The following is an 18,904-nucleotide window of genomic DNA, read 5'->3' on the forward strand; positions in this document are numbered from 1 at the left end:
ACTCGAAGCATCGAGGTTCGCGGGAAACGCGGCTCGCCGACACGTCGCCGGCGAGCCGCGTCGATCGCCTAGTAATGGGCCAGATCGTCGTCGGTCACGCGCCCGCGGAACGTGCGGTAGATGATCACGTGGTACACCAGCACCAACGGCAGGCCCACGCACGTGATGATGGTCATCCACATGAGCGAGAGCTCGGACGAAGCGGCGCTCATGAGCGTGATGGAAGGCCCGATGCTGTCGGCAGAGGCGACCACCAGGTTCGGGAACATGGACGCGGCCAGCAAGCCCACCAGAACGAACGCCGACACCGACTGTCCGAGGAACGCCCCCTTGTCGCAGTCCTTCTTCTTCGCCAACACGATGGACGCCACGATGCCGGCAACGAACAGGATGGCGAACAACCAGCGCGCCACGCCCAGCAGCGGTTCCATATCGGGCTGGATGACGAAGTGGCCGTACACCGACACGCACAGGAACAGCACCAGCGCCACGATCTGCAGCGGCATGCGCAACTTGGCCGCACGCGCCTGCAAATCGGACGGCTTCGGCGCCTTGAGCGCGATCCACGTGGCACCCGCCGCCATGAACATGGCCAGGCCCAAAAGTCCGCACAGCAGCGTGAACGGAGTGATGAGGCCCAGCAGCGGCATGCCGTTGTAGTTGCCCGCCGCGTCCATGGGAATGCCCGCGTAGATATTGCCCACGGCCACGCCCAGCAGCAGCGCCGGCAAGAGCGATCCCACGAAGAAGCAGCCGTCCCACACCTTGCCGTACTTTTTGTCGTGCCCGCGGTACTCGAGCGAGACCGCGCGCACGATCAAGCCGAACAGCACCAGCATGACCGCCAGGTAGAACCCGGAGAACGTGGTGGCGTAGGCGGGCGCGAACGCCGCGAACAGCGCACCGCCGGCCGTGAGCAGCCACACCTCGTTGCCGTCCCACACCGGCCCGATGCTCCGACGCACCACGGCCTTGTCATGGTCGTTTTTCGCCACGAACGGGTACAGCACGCCCGCGCCCAAGTCGAACCCGTCAAGCACGAAGTAACCGGCGATGAGCACGAAGATCAGGAAGAACCACAGCACGTTGAAGAAAGTCATATCCACGGCTACTCACCGCCCTTCACAACAGCGACGTCGTCCACGGGAGCGAACCCGGGCACCGCTTCCCGCCGCTTGGCCTCGTCGTCGCTGGCAGCCTCGGCATCCGTCGCCTTCACGACGGGGCCCTCCTTGATGAAACGTCCCATAACGCGCGCCCATGCGAAGATCAGGAACACGTACACTAGGAAGAACAGCACCATGGTGATGAGCAGCTCGGGCGACGACACCGACGCGGACGCCGCGTCGTTCGTGGCCAGGGCCACGCCTTCGGGGCCGGTGGCCGACGGGTAGACCACCCACGGCTGGCGCCCCATCTCCGCCGTGAACCAACCGGTCTGGATGGCGATGAGCGGGAACACGGGCGATATGACCACGAGCCGCTGCAGCCACTTCATGTTCTTGATGGAACCGCCCTTGCGGAACGAGAACACGATGGCCAGAATGGCCGTGATCATGATCAGGCCGTACATCATGACCATGAGGTGGTACGTCTGGAACACGAAGCCCACCGGCGCCGTCTCAGGATCGAGCGCGCCGTACTGCTCCGTTTCGGAAAGCGAGTTCAAACCCTGGAACTCGGTGTCCCACGTGCCGGTGGCCAGGAAGCTGGTGCCGCCGGGAATGGCGAACGGGGTGACGACCTTTTGGTTCTCCTCGTCGACCCAGCCGAACAGGTAGAGCGGCGGAACCTCGTCGTCGTACATGCCTTCCATCATGGCCAGCTTCGTGGGCTGCTCTTCGGACACCACCACGGCCGACGCGTGCGCCGTGAAGATCATCACGCAGCTGGTGACGATGCCCACCACGGCACCGACGCGCATCGTTTTCATGGCGAAGTCGGAATGCTTGCCCTTGAGCAGGTACCAGGCGCCCACGGCCATGGCCACGAACGCGCCCATGATGAGCAGCGCTACGACCACGTGGCCGTAGCGGGCCATGAGCGACGGGTTGAACGCCGCGCCTAGGAAGTCGGTGATGACGGCCTTCGAGCCGTCGGCGGACAGCTCGGCTCCGGCCGGCGTCTGCATCCACGAGTTGGCAATGAGGATCCACAGCGCGCTCAAGCACGAGCCGAACCACACGAGCCATGCGCTCACCAGGTAGAACTTCGGCGACACGGTCTTGCGGCCGAACAGCAGGATTCCCAAGAACACCGATTCCAGGAAGAAGGCCAGCAGGGCCTCGGCCGCCAGCGGCGCTCCGAAGATGTCGCCCACGAAGCGGGAATAGTCGGCCCAGTTCGTCCCGAAGGAGAACTCCATCGTGATGCCCGTGGCCACGCCGATCACGAACGTCGCGGTGAAGATCTTCACCCAGAATTTGGTGGCCGCCGCGTCCTTCTCGTTGCGCGAGCGGTAGTACCTGGTTTCGTTGATGGCTAGGATCAGTCCCAAACCGATGGTCAGCGGCACGAAGAAGAAGTGATAAGCCGCCGTCAAGGCAAACTGAATTCGCGCCAGCATCACTGGATCGGAAAAGACATCCATGGCACACCCCCTTACATCTCTCGCCTTGCCCTCCGCGCCGCACGTTTCATGCGACGCGCTATAATTGCTACCATTTTAGCACCAATTAAACAGAAATGCTACGAGCGAGCGCTATATTTTCCCCTTCGCCTTCTTCGGCCGTTTTTCGGCTGTCTCGAAGCCCGTTACCCCATGGTAAGCGGCCTGGGCAAAACGCGTCGATTTCGATACAAAAACGTTGACCGGCGAGCCTCGTGTTTCAACGGAACGCCGCCGCGGCAGCCCTTTCACCCCGCGTTGGTGTCGCGAGATCGGGCATCCACGTCGCTCGCCCAAAATCTAGCAGACGAGAGCGCGGTACCGGCTATACTTCACGAAGATCGACATTGGAGGTTCCCATGATCATGCGCCGTGCGTTCTCGCTGCTCCTGTCCTTCTCATTGGCAGTGGGCCTCGCTCCCCTTGCGCCCCTTCAAGCGCATGCGGCGGAGCCGGACGACCCAGACGAGCTACGCGACAGCCTCGTACTTTCCGCGTCCGATGTCAACCCCGACTACCTGGCCTACCTCAACGGAGAAGCCGAGGTCGGGGCGTCGACGCTCGACCTTTCCTACCTCAACGATTCCATCGCAAGCGGCGCCGGCGCGGCGATGTATGCAAACGACCTTCTGCCGACGGCCTTCGACCTGCGCGACGAGGGAGTCGTGGGGCCGGTGCTCGACCAAGCAACCACCAGCAACTGCTGGGCATTCGCCAATTTGGGCGCGGCCGAGAGCAGCGTGCTGCCCTACTATCCCACCGCGCAGTTTTCTCGGGCCCATCTGGCCTGGTTCACCTACAACGGTAACGAGGAGCAGGAGGTGGACGGAGCTAAGCTCTACCCCCAGCAAGCCTACGAGACGGGAGCTTGGGACCAGCAGGCCATCGGCACCCTGGCCGCCTGGAAAGGGCCGGTGTTCTCCTCAACCGTACCGTTCCAAGCCGAATACGTGGACGAGAGCCTGCGCTACGCCTCCGACTTCCATCTGCAAGACGCCTACTACCTCCCCACTTCGCTGAACGGCATCTCGGGCGCCGCGCTCGAGCCCAGCATCGACGCCGTCAAGCGCATCATCCACGACGAGGGGGCCGTCACGGTGTCCATCGCCACGAAGGGCGATCACTTTTACTCCACCGACGCGGTCGGCGATACGGGTCGCCAGACCATGTACACGAGCCAGAAAACCAATATCGACCACGCTGTGCTCATCGTAGGCTGGGACGACGCGTTCGACCGGTCGAATTTCGGCGCTCCGGAAAACGAGCTGCCCACCCGCAACGGCGCCTGGCTCGTCAAGAACAGCTGGGGAGCCGACTGGGGCGAAAGCGGCTACTTCTGGCTCTCCTACGAGGATCGGTCGGCCGTGTACGGGGCCACCCTCAAGCTGGAATCGAAGGACAACTACACGGGCAACTACCAGTACGACACCATGGGCTGGCGCACGAGCCTCGCCGTTTCCGCAGGCTCGGATATCGAAAACCCCGACGCGCCCTCCACCGGCAGCAGGGGCACGGCGTACATGGCCAACGTGTTCACGGCGAAGGGCGACGAGACGTTGGAAGCCGCCTCGTTCTACACCACCGACGAGGGCACGGAGTACGCCATCGACGTCTATCTGAACCCCGAGGAGGGCAACCCGGCATCGGGCACCAAGGTGGGCGGAACCCAGGAAGGCGCCGAGGCCTACCCCGGCTACCACACCATCGAGCTCGGCCTCGACCTGCGCGCGTCCCTGCATGCCGGCGATACGTTCTCGCTGGTCGTGCGGCTGGAGAACCCCCAGTACGCCAACGCCGTTCCCGCCGAGGCGGTCATCGGACGCGGCGACGCGTTCCAGCCGACATACGTGGGCAAGGACGCGAACGGCAACGACGAGATCAGTTACGTGTCGGCCGACGGAACCACGTGGACAACGCTGGGGAAGTCGCTGAGGGACCCCGGCGGCGCGTCCGTGTACGCCACGAACGTCTGCCTCAAAGCGTTCACGCAGGAAGCGGGCGGCACCGGCGCGACGTGGCCGCCCGATGAGCCGACTTCGTCGCAGGTGAACGGCATTACCGTCAAAAAGACCGTCACGCAGACGCTCGAAGGTCGCCCCTTCGACATCGACTCCATCGAATACCTTGATCTCGGAAGCGCGCTCGAAGAAGGCGGGGCGCGCACGAGCTTCGACGTGTTCATGCCGGAAACCTCCTCCTTCGCAGAAAGCTGCTCCTACTCGGTTGCCATCCTGCCGACTTCGAACCAAGCGGTCACAGCGTCGCTCGACGGAGGCGAGACCGAGACGCTGGAGAACGGGAGGTTCGGGCCGTCGCTCGCTTTGGGGAACCTTGCCACCGGGCCGCAAACCGTCAAGTTGGTCAGCAGCGACCCGAGCGGATCGAAGGCTCCGACCACGTACGAGCTGCGCTTCCACGCTTCCGAAGTCACGTTCGACGTTGCGGCGGAAACCGTCAAGTTCGACAGCGAGCGCTTAAGCGTGCTGGCCCCCGACGGCGTCACCTGGCTCGCCCCCGGCGACCGCGTATCGGAGTGGTCAGTGGTGAGCGGCCTGCCCCAGCAGCAGATGGCCGTGTACCCCCGCGACCGGCAGGAAGGCGAGCCGCTGTACCGCGTTGCGGTGCCCTGCCGCGAGCCCGACCTGGTCGAAGGACGGGTGACGGTGAACTGCCCCACCGAAACGCTCATCATCAACGCCGACAACAAAGTGCTCACGGCTTCGTATCGGGCGGACATGAGCGAGCCTTTCTACCTCGACGAGAGAACCGTTTTGGAGCCGGGGCGGAGCCTGTACCTGAAAAGCGGCGGGCCGGCAGGACGGTTCTCCTCGCTGAACGCGCTCCACGTTGACGTGCCGGAACGCGCACCGGCACCCGCCGCGCCGACCGTGGCGGAGGCGACCGCGACCTCGGTGACGTTCGCCTATCGCCCCGACGGGCGCGCACTCGAGTACCGCTTGGCGGACGCTGCTTCGCAAGGCTGGCAGAGCTCACCGACGTTCAGGGATCTGAAACCTGGAACCAGCTACCCGTTCCAGGTTCGCGCGGCCGCATCGACGTCCGCCGCAGGCGGAGGAGGCGGTTTGGGGTCGGACGGCCCGGGGTCTGCCGACGGCGCGAGCGCGGATGCCGTCGCAGGCGCGGACGAGGCGACGGGCTCGTTCGCCTCCGAGCCCGTGGAGGTCGTCGCGAGCACGGCGACGCTGCCGAGCAGCTACGACCTGCGCTCGGAGAGCGAGCTTCCCGCCGTGCGCGACCAAGGACTCTACAGCACGTGCTGGGCGTTCGCGGCGTTGGCGTCGCTCGAGTCGAACCGCATCGCGCAGGGACGCGCCGACAGCTCCATCGACCTTTCGGAGACGTCGCTCGTGATGCTCACCTACCAGCACCGCGCGCTGCACGACGGCGATGCGTCGGTTCTGGACCGCTACGCGGTCTCCTCGAAGGACGAGGGGCTCGGGGCGCTCGGCCTGCTGACGGGCGGCACGTGGGGCCATGCGGTGAGCACGCTCGCGCGCTGGCAGGGAGCGGCGAGCGAGGAAGCATGCCCCTACGTGGTAGGCGAACCCGGCGAGTTCGAAGACGCCGCGAACGCCATGAACGCGGCAGCCGGGGCCACCGTAGGAGGCGACGGCGTGCGCTTGGACTACGCCCTAGAGCTGCCCAGCCCCTTCACGACAAGCACCGGATCGGGAGCTGCCGGCGGCGATCTGGGCGACGACGGGCAGAGCGCGGACCTGCCCGCAAGCGATGCCGCACGCGAACCTGCGAGCCGCTACTCCGCCCAGAGCGTGTCGGCCAGCGGGAGCGCGGGCGCCATCGACCCGCTCGCCTACGAGAAGATCAAAGCCGCGCTGCTGCGCAACGGCGCGCTCGACTTCGGCATGCGCGAGCCGTACGAAGACGACGGCTACTGGGCGAGCGCCGACGTGGCCCAAGAGGTTCGCAAGAACCACTGGTTCTACGACGCCGCCGAGCAGGACTATGCGGTGAATCACTCCCTCTCGCTCGTGGGCTGGGACGACGCCTACGCCAAGGAGAACTTCACCATCGAGGACAAGGACGGCGCGAAGCACACGCCGTCGACCGACGGTGCCTGGATCCTCCGCAACAACCGCGGCGAGGACTTCGGAGACGGCGGCTACCTGTACGTTCCCTATGAGGAGCGGGCCGTGCGCGCACCCGTCGCGCTCGTCGCCGAAAGCGGGGAGACGGGCACGTTCGACTACGAGAACAACTACCAGTACGACTCGCTGCACGCCGTGGGCCTGCAGGCCCCGGCGGACGACTCCACTCGGGCCGCCAACGTGTTCACGGCGCAGGGAGCCGAACGCCTCGAAGGCGTGGGCGTGTGGGTCACGTCCCCGAACACGCGCGTGAGCATCGACGTGTACACCGACCTCGCCGACCCCTCGAACCCCGAAAGCGGCACGAAGGCGGAGGGCGCCCACACCGAATTCGACACGCTGTACGCCGGGTACTTCACGCCCCAGCTGGCCGGCGCGGTCGATCTGGAAGCGGGCGAGGCGCTCGCCGTCGTGGTGACGGAGACGCAGCTCTACGACGCAAACGGATGGGCCCTCATGAGCACCACCGTGCCGCTGGAAGGTGCCCAGAAACTCGGCGAGGATGCGCACGGCTCGCCCCGCTACGACAGCGTGCCGCACGTCGATGCCGGCCAGAGCTTCGTGTTCGAGAACGGAACCTGGAGCGACGTGGCCGCCGTGGCCGACGCGCTCGCAGAGCGCACCGGCGCGCCCGTGGGCAACGTGGCGGTAAAGGCGTTCACGAACCCGGCCGACAGCCCCGTCCCCGTCGAACCGGGTACGCCCGACAACCCCGGCGATTCCGGCGACGGATCCACGCCGAAGGAGCTCGTCTCGACCGGCGATCCGCTGCTTGCGGCAAGAGCCGTCGGCATCGTGGCAGCCGCACTTGCCATGCTGGCGCTGGCCGCAGCCCGTCGGAGGCGCACGCGCTTGGGATAGGCGTGTGCCGCAACGGCCGGGCTCGCGCCGCGGCTGGGGCCGGGTAGCGGCTACCTCACCGGGGACTTCGCCTTCGCGGTGCGCTTGACGGCGTACATGCTCGCGTCGGCCACGCGGATGAGCTCGTCGTAGTCGCTGCCGTCTGCCGGGTAGGCGGCTAGGCCGACGCTCGCGCCGATGGTCCACTGGCAGTCCTCGAGGGCAAACGGCTCTTCGAGCGCCCGCTGCAGACGGTTGGCGAACTCCCGGGCATCGTCGCCGACGAGCCCGCTCACCGCGGCGACGAACTCGTCGCCGCCCACGCGGGCCAAGATACCCGCCTCGCCGCAGACGGAGCGGAAGCGATCGGCCACCTGCACCAGAAGCTCGTCGCCCTGCTTGTGGCCCAGCGTGTCGTTCACAGCCTTGAAGCCGTCCAGATCCAGGTAGAACAGGCTGAACGGCACCTCGCGCGGCCCGGCGCACCAACGCCCGATCTCCTCGGCGAACCAGCGCCGGTTGTGCAGGTTCGTCAGCTCGTCGGTGGTGGCAAGCTCGTGCAGGAAGCGCCGCTTGACCTGCATCTGCCACACCACCACGCCCAGCAGCAGGCTGACAAGCAGCCCCACCGCGCCCGTGGCCACCACCTTGCCCCAATCCACCCATCCGGCATCCGGCGCCACGCTGAGAGTCCAGTCGTGGTTGGGCACCGGCACGGTGTAGGTGACGGGATCGTTTTCCGGAAGCGCGCCGGACGAGGCTATCGTCAGATGCGCGCCGTCCTCCCCCTTCGTGTAAAGTTCAAAGCGATAGCCCTTCTCCTCGAGGTCCGAGAACAAGATGGGGTCGAGGGCGGCCGGCAGGTCGAGGACGATCACCGTGAAGCCCCAGAACGTTTCCTGCCCGTTCGCGTCGGTGAGGAAGATGGGGTTGCGCGCCACCAAGCCGAAGCCGCCTTGGTTCAGCACGTAGGGGCCCGAGAGCGTGATCTGCTTCGTCTCGAGCGCCAGCAGGGCGTCGTCGCGCCGCGCGGGATTCTCGAAGATGTTGCTTCCCAGCGTGGGCTCGTTGCCCTCGAAGGGGTACACGTAGCGCACGATGCCGTCCGGCAGGTACTGGATGGCACGGACGCCCGACCCTTCGGAAAGCGAACGGGCCAGGTCGATGAACGTTTTCTCCGTCAGCCCGCCGCCGTCCGCTATTATCATGGCCTCCATGATGTCGGTTTTGTGGAACAGGCTGTCGAGCAGCGAGGTGATGCGCGTGCTGTACACCTGGTTGGTGCGCATGGCCTCGTTCCGGTCGGTGCGCACATCGTCCCAGGCGAAGTACGTCACCAGCACAGCCACCACCAGCGCGCTGACGACGAACGCCACCGCGGGCAGCGGCATCTTCCCCCCGCTTCGTTTTCCCCTTGTCACGCGCCCCCCTCTTCCCTATCGGCCTAGTAGTAGCGGAAGTACGCGGCGCAGCTTCCTTCGCTCGACACCATGCAGGGGCCCACCGGGTTCTCGGGAGTGCACACCTTGCGGAACAGGGGGCACTCGTTCGGGGCCATGATGCCGCGCAGCACGTCGCCGCAGCGGCAGCCCTTCGGGTCCTGCGTGGGTTCGATGGGCGGGTCGAAACGGCGCACGGCGTCGAACTCCGCGAACTCCTCGCGGATGCGGTAGCCCGAGCCGGGTATCTCGCCCAAGCCGCGCCACAGCGCCGTGCACGTCTCGAACACCTCGTCGATGGCCGCCAGCGCCACGGGGTTGCCCTCGGGCATGACGCCGCGCGCGTAGGCGATCTCGATCTCGGCGCGGCCCTCGTGCAGCTGGCGCATGATCATGGCGATGCCCTGCAGCACGTCCACCGGCTCGAAGCCGGTGATGACCCCGGGGATGCCGTACTTCTCGGCCAAGAATTGGTACGGCGCGGCGCCGATGATGGTGCTCACGTGGCCCGGCAGGATGAGCGCGTCCAGCTTGAGCTGCGGGTCGTTGATGATGGCTTCCAGCGCGCCGGGCATGTTCTTGTGTGCGCCGAACACGGTGAAGTTCTTGAGGCCCGCGTCGCGCGCCCGCTTGATGGCCATGGCCACGAGCGGCGTGGTGGTTTCGAAGCCCACGCCCACGAACACGATCTCGCGCTCGGGATGCTCCTGCGCCAGGCGCAGCGCGTCGAGCGGCGAGTACACGATCTCCACCGAGCGGCCGGCCGCCTGCTCCTTGAGCAGGCTCGACGTGGATCCGGGCACGCGCGTCATGTCGCCGAACGTGGCGATGGTCACGTTCTCCACCCGCGCGAGCGCGATGACGGTGTCGATGTCGCGGTTCGACGTCACGCACACCGGGCAGCCGGGACCGGACGCCAGGCGGATGCCCGCAGGCATGAGGTTGCGGATGCCATTGCGCGCGATGGCCACGGTGTGCGTGCCGCACACCTCCATGAGCGTGGCGCTCTCCGGGGCCAGCTTCCCGATTGAGTCGATAAGCCCGCGAGCAAGCGTCGGGTCCTTGAACGCCGCGAGTTCGGCTTCCATGTTATGAGCGGTCATACATCCTCCAACGAAAGGTTATGGATCGAAACGCGTTCCTTCGAGTGCGTCGCGGGTCGTCCCCGAACGGGCTTTTCCGATACGCCGCGACCTCTTCCGTAGGGGGCGATCTCCAGATCGCCCGTTCCGGCGAAGCCGGAAAAGCAACCGATGGCCGCGTTCTCGCGCTCCGCGCGAGCGGGCGATCTGGAGATCGCCCCTACGAGGACGGCTCCCGGTTCGAATCGACGTTCCCGGTGCGGCTTGGCGGGAACAGCACCCCGTCAAGCAGGGATATCCTCGCCTGCCAGTTCGGGGAACTGCTTGATGAGGTCGATGGTCTCCTGCGCGTAGTCGGCGTCCACCACCTCGATGGCGAAGCCGGCGTGCACAAGCACGAAGTCGCCGACGCCGGCCTGCGGCGTGAGGTCGACGGCGATGTCTCGCGTCACGCCGAGGATGTCCACCGTCGCCAGGTGGTTGTCCTTCAGTTCGGTGATTTTAGCGGGTATGGCCAAGCACATGGTTCATGCCTTCTTTCAAATTGACGGCGCCCCTTGCAGCGGTCGCGCCCCTACGCGCCGCCCTCGGCAGCGCCCTCTTCGTTCGAGGCCCATGCTACCACAGCTTGGCCGAACGAGATGCACCCGTCGTTGGGCGGTAGATCGCGGTTGACGGCCACCGTGAAACCTGCACGCTCGAGCGCGGCCAGCGCGTGCTCCACGAGGTAGCGGTTCATGAACACGCCGCCCGACAGCGCCACGACTTCGATGCCGTACACGGTGCGCGCCAGTTCCGCCGCCATGACGACGGCCTGAACGAACGCATCATGGAAGCGGCGCGCGATCACGGGAACGGGCACCCCGGCCGCCTTGTCGTCCAGCAGCGCCTTGAACGTGGGCGCCGCGTCGAACAGCACGACGGACGTGTCCTGCGCGGTGCTTTCGGCCGTAGCGGTGTTCTTGACCACCTCCATGGCATAACGCGAAGAGTCATCATCTTGGGCGAAGGCGCAGGGTTGGTCTCTGTCATCCTGAGCGGAGGCGCGAAGCGCCGTAGTCGAAGGATCCCGTTTGGCGTCAGCCAAAAGCGCCCCCGCTGGCGCCGCGCGGGATCCTTCGACTCGCTCCGCTCGCTCGGGATGACAAGGGGACGGCTCCGCTCGCTCGGGATGACAAGAGGGCTGCTCCGGTCGCTCAGGATGGCAACAGGCATCGGATGTCATCGCGGCTTCCAAGAGGATGGCGGGCTCGCCTTCGTACGTGGGCTCGGTGCACACGCCCAGAAGCGCGCTGGCCGCGTCGAACAGGCGGCCGACCGACGAGGTCATGGGCGTGTTCAGCCCCCGATCGATCATCTGCTCGCACACGTCGGCCTGCTCGCCCAGCGCCATCAGCGCATCGGCAGCTCCCGGATGCTCCAGCAAGTCGAACGCCCACAGCGCGCCGTAGGCCATGCGCAGGGGATGCTTCACGCACGCGGCGCCGCCCGGCATGGGCACGTAGGCGAAGTTCGCGAAGCGCTCGAATGCGCGCAGGTTACTGATGAGCACTTCGCCGCCCCAGATGGCGCCGTCCACGCCGAAGCCCGTGCCGTCGAAGGCGATGCCGCACACCGGACCGGCCAAACCGTGCTCGCCCATAACCGAGACGACGTGCGCGTGGTGGTGCTGCACCTCCACAAGCGGCAGGCCACGCGTGCGGCTTTCCTCGTGCGCCCACTTCGACGTGAGGTACTCGGGGTGCAGGTCGCACGCCAAAAGGTCGGGCTTGATCTCGAACAACGTCTCGTAGCGGTTCTTCGCGTCGAGCCATGCGTCGTAGGTCTCGGCGTTCTCCATGTCGCCGATGTGCTGCGACACGAACGCCTCGACGTCGCGCGTGAGCGCGAACGTGTTCTTCTGCTCGGGCCCGGTGGCGAAGATGGACACCTTGTCATCCCGAGCGGAGGCGCGAAGCGCCGTAGTCGAAGGATCCCGTTTGGCGTCAGCCAAAAGCTCCCCCGCTGGCGCCGCGCGGGATCCTTCGACTCGCTCCGCTCGCTCAGGATGACAAGGGGACGGCTCCACTCGCTCGGGATGACAAGAGGAATCCTCCGGTCGCTCAGGATGGCAAGGGGACGGCATCGCCAACGGCAAAGGGGCGTAGCCGCGGGCGCGGCGGACGAACTGCACGGCTTCGCCCGCGCTTCCGGCGGCGATGACGCGCACCACCGAATCGTCGTAGCGCGCGCGTATGGCGCGGTCGTGGCCGATGAACGCGTCGGCAACGCCCGCCAGCTTCCCGTAGGCGTCCTCGTCGTCGATGACGATGGGTTCGTCGTGGATGTTGCCCGAGGTCATCACCAACATGCCGCCGCCCCCAGCTTCGATGAAGTCGTGCAGCAGCAAATGTTGCAGCGGGGTGTAGGGCAGCATGACGCCCAGCTCGGGCAGGCGGTCGGCCAGACCGGGGGCGAACTCCGCGTCAGAGCGCTTCTTCAGCAGCACGATGGGGCGTTGCGAGCCTTCCAAGACCGCGGCCTCGGCGTCGTTCACCTCGCACACGCGACGCACGTCGTCCGTGCTGGCGGCCATGACGGCGAACGCCTTGCCCTCGCGCCGCTTGCGGGCGCGCAGCTTCGCCAGCGCCTCGGGGTTGTCCGCGTCGCACACCAAGTGGAAGCCGCCGAGGCCCTTCACAGCCAAAATGCCGCCCGCCAGCAGCAGCTCCACGGCGCGCGCGAGGATGGCGTCGCTCTCCTCGCGCGTCGCGCCCCAGCTCACCGGGCCGAGCGGCGCTTCGATGTCGCCGCCCTCGTGCTCGCGCCAGCTGATATGGGGGCCGCACTCGAAGCAGGCGTCGGGCTGCGCGTGGAAGCGGCGATCGAGCGGGTCGCCGTACTCGCGGGCGCAGCGCTCGCACATGGGGAAGTCCTTCATCGACGTGCTCTTGCGATCGTAGGGCAGCTTCTCGATGATGGTGAAGCGCGGGCCGCAGTTCGTGCAGTTGATGAACGGATAGCGGTAGCGGCGGTCGTTCGGGTTGAACAGCTCGCGCGTGCAGTCGTCGCAGGTGGCCAGGTCGGGCGACACGAGTGTGGTCTTCTCCACGGCACCGGCATCGGAGAAGCGTATCTCGAACGAGTCGAAGTCCTCCAGCGGCACCTCTTTAAGCGTGATCTCCTCCACATGCGAGGCGGCCGGCGGGTTCTCGGACAGCTCGATGACGAACTCGTCGAGCAGCTTCGCCTCGGCCTCCGCATGGATGAACACGCCGTCGGTGGCGTTCAGAACCCATCCTTTGACCAGGTACTTCTTCGCCAAACGATAGACAAAGGGGCGGAAACCCACCCCTTGCACGATGCCTTTGACCTGTATGTCCAGCGCTTCGATCATCTGTCACCTCGTCGTCTATTCGCGCAAAGCGCGAACTATGCCGCACCGGTTTCGTTGCCAATCCCCGCAGGTTGGCGCTAGTAAGTCAGCGAGGGCGGCTGCTGCGTTGACCGGAGCTGTATCAAAAGTTCGAAACGTGCGCCTCTCCAAGGCCACCCGGTAGGGCAAGGGCTCTGCCCTTGCCGCCCGACAGAGGCGTCTCCGCAGGTTGACGGCAAGGGCAGAGCCCTTGCCCTACAAGACAGGCAAAGCGGCACGTTTGATGCAGCCCCTCCTAGTCCAGCGTTGCCAAGATGTTCGTGATGACCTCGGACAGCGCGCGCAGCGTCACCCCCGAGTTGTCCGGCAGATGCAGGTGCACGCAGCGGCGCCCGCGCTCGGCCAGCGTCACCAGGTCGCCGGAAGCCTGCGCCTTCGCAAGCGTGCCCAGGCTCTCGGCCTCTTGCGAAAGCGGGATGTCCTTCAACTCGTCGGCGGACAGGATAAGGAACACGCCGTTGTTCTGGCCGCCCTTCTGCAGCTGGCCTGTGGAATGCAGGTAGCGGGGTCCGACCTCCAGGCACGACACGGTGCGCCGGCTGGCCGCCACGCCATGGCGGATAAGCTCGAGCGCTTCGCGCCGACCCTCGCCCGTGAACGGAAGGAACGCGTTGAGCGCGAAGTAGTCGCCCGGCTGGATGCTGGTTAGAAGAGCGCGCAAGGCGCTGTGCACGTCGGTGCAGTCCTTGAAGCACGGCGCGAGACGCACTTCCACCTCGCCCATGTGCACGTCGCCGATGAAGTCCTGCACGAAATCGGGCTCGGGCTGGCCCCCTTCCAGAATATTGAGCACGACGGCCTTCGCCGAAGCCACGTCGGGCTGGTCGAACGGGCACACCTTCATCAGGTAGCCGCACATGGCCACGGCGTACTCCCACATGATGAAATGCTCGGCCAACTCCTCCACCGAGTCGATTTTGAAGTTCGCCCGCGGAATGGTGGGGTCGATGTAGGACAGGCTCATCTCGAAGTTCTTGCGCTCGTCCCACAGGTCGGTCTTCGTCTGGTACATGATGACGCTGCGGTCGCCTGGGTCGTTCGTGAGCAGCAGCGAGTCTATCTCGATGTTCGGCAGGATGCCCTGGCCGTCCTTGCCCAGGCTCTCGGCCACCAGCTGCTCTATCCACAGGCCGAGCACGCGGCCGCGCTTCGGCGTGAGGAACGAGAACTTGTTGCGTCCCTGCAGGTAGTTGTCGTACAGGAACGCCGCGAGCCCGATGGCCGGGTTGTCGATGGCGTCCTCGCTGCACCGCTGCTCGGCCTCGACGGCATGCTCCATGACCTCTTCGAGGTCGATGCCCACCAGTGCGGCGGGAAGCAAACCGAACACGGACAACGCGGAGAAGCGGCCGCCCACGGACGGCTCTCCGGGCAGCACGGCCGCCCAGCCCTCCTCATGCGCCTGCCGTTCCAAATCGGAACCGGGGTCGGTGATGGCCACCAGATGCTGGGCGAGTTCTTCCTCGGTCATGGTGTCGCCCACCGCGTCGCGCACCGCGCGCAAGGCGAGGCGCGGCTCGATGGTGCCGCCGCTCTTCGACGAGATGACGAACAGCGTGTTCTCGGGCTTCGCTTCGGCCAAGATGGCGCGCACGCGCACGGGCGAGTCGGAGTCGAGCGTCTTGAACGTTATCTTCGACGAGTCGGGCTTGTTGTACTTCGTGATGGTCATGGGTGCCTGCGTCGAACCGCCCTGCCCGATGAGCACGACGGTGTTGAGGCCTTGGGCGATGATCGAGTCGGCGAACGCCTGGATGTCGCGTAGCGGATACGGCGGATTGCTGGCAAGGTCCGTCCATCCCATATAGCGCTCGGCACACGACTGCGCTTGCTCTGAGAAATCGTACAAGCTCGCGTCCTTGGCATGAACGCGACTGGCAACGCACTCCTTCACGAGCGTTTTCGCGGAGGGATACAGTTTTTCCATATCACCGGAAATCATGGAACCTTCTTTCAGCGTAGTTCCGCTCATTCTAGCAAACGGCGAAAGGAAGTGCCCGCGATCCCCCCAGCTTGTGATGGAGTTGTGTACGTTCGGTCGTTAAACGGCCCTTCCAAAATAACATCATTTTGCTGGTATTTCTTATTGATTTTTATTACTAATTAATATATTGTATCGAAATGTAATCGAGCGCATGAGAGGGCCGCTCGAACGGATTGCCGATGCGCGCGTCGAAACGCGCGTCGCAGGAACAGGAGGGGTTTCCATGTCCGACATCTCCAGGCGAAATTTCGTGAAGAACGCTGCCGTTGGCGCCGCCACCGTCGGAGCACTCGGCCTGCTGGCCGGCTGCTCGCCCAAACAGGAGGAGCCGGCGCCTCAAGCGAACGCCGACACCGCCACCGACAACGCCTCGCCGACCGTACTCGACCCGAAAACGATGCCCGACGCCGCCACGGCCAGCAACTTCAACGTGGTGGAGGAAAGCGCCACCGCCGTGGGCACCACGCTCGACAACCTCAAAACGGCCATCACGGGCGAGACGGGCGCCACCACGAAGTACGCTGCCTGGGCGAAAGTCGCCGAGAAGGCGGGCTACGACCACATAGCGCGCCTGTTCACCTGCACGTCGGACGCCGAGAAGATCCACATCGAGCTGGAGTACAAGCTGGCCCAGAAGCTGGAGCCCGGATACCAGAAACCCGAGCCGCCCGAGGTGCCCGAGCATACGGTCGATCTCAACCTCATCGCCGGCGCGAACGGCGAAATCTACGAAACCTCGGATATGTACCCCTCGTTCATCAAGGTAGCCCAAGAGGAGCAGAACAACGAGGCCGTGCAAGTGTTCACCCGCGCCAAGCTGGCCGAGGCCTACCATGCCGAGCGCTACCTGGACGCGTACAACACCATCGACACGCCCACCGACGAAAAGTACTACCTCTGCCCCGTCTGCGGCTACATCCACAAGGGAGAGAACTTCACCACCTGCCCCATCTGCCTGGCTCCGAAGTCCTCCTTCAAGGAGTACTAGGCGTTTCTCCGCCCCCGTGGGACGTCCTTTCTCAAAGGAGCTTGCAGACTGCTGAAATGCACGTTTGCGACGACTGTTCCATAGGAGATCGTATCGGAAGCGGCCGCGGCGCACTCCCCTCGCGGCCGCTTCGTAGGAAGCCGCATCAAAGGGACCGATTCTCCGTTCTTGTAGGGCAAGGGCTCTGCCCTTGTCGCTCCATAGGCAGCGTTTCGGCAGGTCGACGGCAAGGGCAGAGCCCTTGCCCTACCGAGCGGCCACCGGAAACGCGCGGTTTGACGACCTTCGATACGGCCTCTCACACGAACAGATATTTCACGTGAAACACTCGGAAACTCAAATTCGTTCATCACATATTTCGTTCCAAAAAAAACGACTCGCCCCATGCTTCGAGGCGAGTCGTTTTTTAGTCGTTTGCTCCAGGTCGACCGAACGGGGCAAGACCTCGTTCGCTACAACCCCAGCGCCTTCTTCAGCGCGGACACGCGGCGGCGGGAGACGGGGATCTTCTCGTCCACGGCGTTCAGGGTGAGCAGCAAGGTGCCGCCGGATACCGATTCGATCTCCTCCACCATGGACAGGTTCACCAGGTATCCGCGGTGCACGCGGAAGAACCCGTGACCGTCCAGGCGCTTTTCCAACTGGGCCAGGCTCACCGTGGAGAAGTAGCGGTCCGTGTCGGTCTGCAGGTACGCGTAGTCGTCGCGCGCCATGACGAAGCGGATCTTGTCGATGCCGATGAGTATCTTCTTCCCGCCCTTCTCGACGGGGATGCGCTCGGACTTCTGGGCGGCCACGTGCAGCGACACGTGCTCGCGCACGCGGGAGATGGCCTGCGACAGGCGCTCCGTCTCCACCGGCTTCACCAGGTAGTCGATGGCACTGACCTTGAACGCCTCGAGCGCGAACTCGCTGTACGCCGTCACGAACACCACGGCGGGCGGGAACTTCAGGTGCTGCAGGGCCTCGGCGAGCTGCAAGCCGGTGGCCTCGGGCATGTTCACGTCGAGGAACATGACGTCGACCGGGTATTCCTTCAGCTTCTCGATGGCCTCGCGCACGCTAGCGGCCTCGGCAACCACCTCGGTTTGCCCCAACTCGTCCAGCAGGAACTTGAGTTCAGAGCGCGCAGGAGCCTCATCATCGACGATCATGGCCTTCAACACGTGAACCTCCTCGTTTTTCCGAACCCCTTGTTGCTTGAGTCTCTTTCGCCATCATTATAAATCATGAGAAGCGGAAACAGCGGAGAAGCCCGAATCTACGAAGTAACCAAACCGTTTTCGAGTGCGAACGCGACGATACTCGAAAATGCACCGGCATGCGGTGCCTCGAAGCGGGCGGACGGCACATGGGCAAGGATGAGGACGAGGGTGAGGGCGGAAGGGGCGAGGACGGCAGCTCGAAGCGGCACCGCAAAGGCCCTCGTCATAGCTCGCAAGCGCCCTGCAGGCTTTGCTTGCCTCGCACCCGTAATCCTCTGCCCTCCAGAAAGCGACCCCCTCCTACCCTTGCGGGTCGTCGGTCAAGTACCGCTCTCGCAGCGCCGCCCTCTTCTCGTCGGTCACGCCGATAGCCCGTTCGACGTAGGCGTCCAGCCCGCCGAACTCCTTCTCGATCGCATCGAGCGCCGCTTGCATGAAACGCGGATCGGCGGAGTTTATCACGTGGATGCTGGCGTCCAGCTTGTCGGCCAGATGGTAGGTGGCAAGCGCCTTGGCGATATCCTCGGTTCGCGACGCCACGTAGCGGTTCGTGGCCTGATAGTCTTTCATGATGCGGTCGCGCGAGGCTCCCAGCACATGCAGCATCAGCATCGTGGCCAGGCCCGCACGGTCCTTCCCGATGGTGCAGTGCCACAGCACCGATCCCTCTTCGGTGGCCAGCACATCGTCGAAGAACGAGGCGAAACCGCGCTGGCTGGCCTCGTCGAGCACCATGCGCTCGTAGATGTCCATCATGATCTGGGCAGGATTGTCCTGCACGGCGCGCAGCATCTTGAGCGCGCCTTTGATACCGCCTTCGCGCGTGACGCCCAGCGTGGAGGTGTTGAGCACAGGCGCGTTCTCGAAGCGAACGCCCATGAGCTCGTCTTCGGGATCGGGCTTCTCGCGCCGCTCCTCTTCGGTGCGCAGGTCGACCACCGTGCGCAGGTCGTAATCGTCCGCGAGCACGGCCAGATCGCGCGTCGTGGCGCCGTCCAGCGCGCCCGAACGCAGCAGGCGGGCATGCTTCACGTAGCGGCCGTCGGCCACGGGTATGCCGCCGATGTCGCGCGTGTTCGGCAGCCCCTCGAGTTCGATGCGGCCGTCGGGCGCGTCCTCGAGCCCTTCGGCGTCGGCGATACCGAGGACGGGCGAGAAATCGTCGGGCACGGTGTCCACCATGGTGGCCTTCCTTTCAACAGGGAAAAACGAATGC

Annotated in this window: 11 protein-coding genes; 2 read left to right on the plus strand and 9 right to left on the minus strand. The window is 65.2% G+C overall.

All coding sequences use genetic code 11. The features are described 5' to 3' along the window. Nucleotides 1-68 precede the first annotated feature (68 nt). Together cydB and HCH03_RS00335 are read right to left on the minus strand one after the other, a co-directional pair. Nucleotides 69-1,100: a cytochrome d ubiquinol oxidase subunit II gene (gene cydB / locus HCH03_RS00330; protein ID WP_221688407.1), complete on the minus strand. Its 1,032-nt coding sequence runs from the start codon at nucleotides 1,098-1,100 to the stop codon at nucleotides 69-71. An 8-nt stretch (nucleotides 1,101-1,108) separates the two neighbouring features. Next, complete coding sequence (locus HCH03_RS00335) at nucleotides 1,109-2,590, minus strand: cytochrome ubiquinol oxidase subunit I (RefSeq protein WP_221687920.1); 1,482 nt, start codon at nucleotides 2,588-2,590, stop codon at nucleotides 1,109-1,111. 377 nt (nucleotides 2,591-2,967) lie between these two features. On the opposite strand from HCH03_RS00335, the gene HCH03_RS00340 reads away from it, so the two are divergent. Beyond that, complete coding sequence (locus tag HCH03_RS00340; protein WP_221687921.1) at nucleotides 2,968-7,596, plus strand: lectin like domain-containing protein; 4,629 nt, start codon at nucleotides 2,968-2,970, stop codon at nucleotides 7,594-7,596. A gap of 50 nt (nucleotides 7,597-7,646) precedes the next feature. Here the strand turns inward: HCH03_RS00340 and HCH03_RS00345 are convergent, their stop codons facing one another. The 5 genes from HCH03_RS00345 to HCH03_RS00370 form a co-directional block, all read right to left on the minus strand. Further along, entirely contained in the window at nucleotides 7,647-8,966 is a 1,320-nt protein-coding gene (locus HCH03_RS00345) for a diguanylate cyclase domain-containing protein (protein WP_221687922.1), read from the minus strand. A 53-nt stretch (nucleotides 8,967-9,019) separates the two neighbouring features. Then, entirely contained in the window at nucleotides 9,020-10,117 is a 1,098-nt protein-coding gene (hypD, locus tag HCH03_RS00350) for a hydrogenase formation protein HypD (protein ID WP_246599413.1), read from the minus strand. A gap of 263 nt (nucleotides 10,118-10,380) precedes the next feature. After that, the gene (locus HCH03_RS00355) at nucleotides 10,381-10,620 is read right to left on the minus strand and encodes a HypC/HybG/HupF family hydrogenase formation chaperone (protein ID WP_221687923.1); all 240 of its coding nucleotides are present in this window, start codon (nucleotides 10,618-10,620) and stop codon (nucleotides 10,381-10,383) included. Between the two features lie 50 nt (nucleotides 10,621-10,670). Then, a complete protein-coding gene (locus HCH03_RS16220) occupies nucleotides 10,671-13,472 on the minus strand; it encodes a carbamoyltransferase HypF (protein WP_246599414.1) in 2,802 nt (933 codons plus the stop codon). A 274-nt stretch (nucleotides 13,473-13,746) separates the two neighbouring features. Beyond that, entirely contained in the window at nucleotides 13,747-15,453 is a 1,707-nt protein-coding gene (locus HCH03_RS00370; protein WP_221687924.1) for a glucose-6-phosphate isomerase, read from the minus strand. Nucleotides 15,454-15,718: 265 nt separating this feature from the next. Here HCH03_RS00370 and ngr point away from each other — a divergent pair, with 265 nt between their 5' ends. Continuing rightward, the gene (ngr, locus tag HCH03_RS00375; RefSeq protein WP_221687925.1) at nucleotides 15,719-16,483 is read left to right on the plus strand and encodes a nigerythrin; all 765 of its coding nucleotides are present in this window, start codon (nucleotides 15,719-15,721) and stop codon (nucleotides 16,481-16,483) included. A gap of 452 nt (nucleotides 16,484-16,935) precedes the next feature. On the opposite strand, the gene HCH03_RS00380 is transcribed toward ngr, so the two are convergent. Continuing rightward, nucleotides 16,936-17,649 (minus strand): LytR/AlgR family response regulator transcription factor, encoded by a 714-nt coding sequence (locus HCH03_RS00380; protein WP_080144027.1) that lies wholly within the window; start codon nucleotides 17,647-17,649, stop codon nucleotides 16,936-16,938. Nucleotides 17,650-17,988: 339 nt separating this feature from the next. Next, entirely contained in the window at nucleotides 17,989-18,870 is an 882-nt protein-coding gene (locus tag HCH03_RS00385) for a tyrosine-protein phosphatase (RefSeq protein WP_221687926.1), read from the minus strand. Between the last annotated feature and the right edge of the window lie 34 nt (nucleotides 18,871-18,904).

This window comes from Gordonibacter massiliensis (ex Traore et al. 2017), assembly GCF_019731765.1.
GTDB classification, from domain to species: Bacteria; Actinomycetota; Coriobacteriia; order Coriobacteriales; family Eggerthellaceae; genus Gordonibacter; species Gordonibacter massiliensis.